Below are 1,958 nucleotides of genomic sequence, written 5' to 3'. Positions count from 1 at the left end.
GCAAAGGTAGCGTTGCCAATGATGTTACAGATGAGATGGTCAGAATAAACTGGCTGACGGCATTTATGCCTCTTCCGACCATCAAGCATATTATCCGTACTCCTGATGATGCATGGTTACTCACCACTGCGATCCCCGGGAAAACAGCATTCCAGGTATTAGAAGAATATCCTGATTCAGGTGAAAATATTGTTGATGCGCTGGCAGTGTTCCTGCGCCGGTTGCATTCGATTCCTGTTTGTAATTGTCCTTTTAACAGCGATCGCGTATTTCGTCTCGCTCAGGCGCAATCACGAATGAATAACGGTTTGGTTGATGCTAGTGATTTTGATGACGAGCGTAATGGCTGGCCTGTTGAACAAGTCTGGAAAGAAATGCATAAGCTTTTGCCATTCTCACCGGATTCAGTCGTCACTCATGGTGATTTCTCACTTGATAACCTTATTTTTGACGAGGGGAAATTAATAGGTTGTATTGATGTTGGACGAGTCGGAATCGCAGACCGATACCAGGATCTTGCCATCCTATGGAACTGCCTCGGTGAGTTTTCTCCTTCATTACAGAAACGGCTTTTTCAAAAATATGGTATTGATAATCCTGATATGAATAAATTGCAGTTTCATTTGATGCTCGATGAGTTTTTCTGATAGTTAGTCTTTGTAGAGACACAAACCTGAAATTCCGGACACCGCGCTTCAGGACATCTCCCTGGACGCCGATATCTGGCAGTATCCGGACGGTACTATCGAACGCCGGGCCAACGGTACTACCCTGCCCTTTATGACTGACGACCGGCTATCTCACCCACGCACTTCTCCCTGAAATTTAGCATCGTCGCGGTTAATGTCGAAAATTTGCCACCTGACGTGGTTGGCATCGAGGGTGAAAACTGCCGTGGCGAGGGTGTTCTCCTCATCCGGATCGTCGGCAGCCAGCCGGTATTCACCGGCATCAATTTTCAGATTGATATCGTGCAGCACCTGGGTGGTGCCGAAATGTTTAGCGACCGCGCTAAATTCGGCACTGTTGCAAAGTTAGCGATGAGGCAGCCTTTTGTCTTATTCAAAGGCCTTACGTTTCAAAAACTCTGCTTACCAGGCGCATTTCGCCCAGGGGATCACCATAATAAAATGCTGAGGCCTGGCCTTTGCGTAGTGCACGCATCACCTCAATACCTTTGATGGTGGCGTAAGCCGTCTTCATGGATTTAAATCCCAGCGTGGCGCCGATTATCCGTTTCAGTTTGCCATGATCGCATTCAATCACGTTGTTCCGGTACTTAATCTGTCGGTGTTCAACGTCAGACGGGCACCGGCCTTCGCGTTTGAGCAGAGCAAGCGCGCGACCATAGGCGGGCGCTTTATCCGTGTTGATGAATCGCGGGATCTGCCACTTCTTCACGTTGTTGAGGATTTTACCCAGAAACCGGTATGCAGCTTTGCTGTTACGACGGGAGGAGAGATAAAAATCGACAGTGCGGCCCCGGCTGTCGACGGCCCGGTACAGATACGCCCAGCGGCCATTGACCTTCACGTAGGTTTCATCCATGTGCCACGGGCAAAGATCGGAAGGGTTACGCCAGTACCAGCGCAGCCGTTTTTCCATTTCAGGCGCATAACGCTGAACCCAGCGGTAAATCGTGGAGTGATCGACATTCACTCCGCGTTCAGCCAGCATCTCCTGCAGCTCACGGTAACTGATGCCGTATTTGCAGTACCAGCGTACGGCCCACAGAATGATGTCACGCTGAAAATGCCGGCCTTTGAATGGGTTCATGTGCAGCTCCATCAGCAAAAGGGGATGATAAGTTTATCACCACCGACTATTTGCAACAGTGCCGATAAAAATATATCATCATGAACAATAAAACTGTCTGCTTACATAAACAGTAATACAAGGGGTGTTATGAGCCATATTCAACGGGAAACGTCTTGCTCGAGGCCGCGATTAAATTCCAA

At 48.7% G+C, this 1,958-nt stretch carries 3 protein-coding genes; 1 reads left to right on the top strand and 2 read right to left on the bottom strand.

What is annotated here, in order from left to right; all coding sequences use genetic code 11:
• On the top strand, positions 1-647 hold a 647-nt coding region (locus ACZ6S8_RS39515), incomplete at its 5' end, for an APH(3') family aminoglycoside O-phosphotransferase (protein WP_469463240.1).
• Positions 648-800: 153 nt separating this feature from the next.
• On the opposite strand, the gene ACZ6S8_RS39510 is transcribed toward ACZ6S8_RS39515, so the two are convergent.
• Together ACZ6S8_RS39510 and ACZ6S8_RS39505 are read right to left on the bottom strand one after the other, a co-directional pair.
• Positions 801-980, bottom strand: a complete 180-nt coding sequence (locus ACZ6S8_RS39510; RefSeq protein WP_000902128.1) for a hypothetical protein — start codon at positions 978-980, stop codon at positions 801-803.
• 91 nt (positions 981-1,071) lie between these two features.
• The gene (locus ACZ6S8_RS39505) at positions 1,072-1,776 is read right to left on the bottom strand and encodes an IS6-like element IS26 family transposase (protein ID WP_001067856.1); all 705 of its coding nucleotides are present in this window, start codon (positions 1,774-1,776) and stop codon (positions 1,072-1,074) included.
• Positions 1,777-1,958: the final 182 nt, after the last annotated feature.

The sequence above is a fragment of the Streptomyces sp. NPDC048461 genome, from assembly GCF_055587105.1.
The sequence above is the reverse complement of the archived record's forward strand: the minus strand, read 5'-3'. Positions and strand labels throughout refer to the sequence as shown.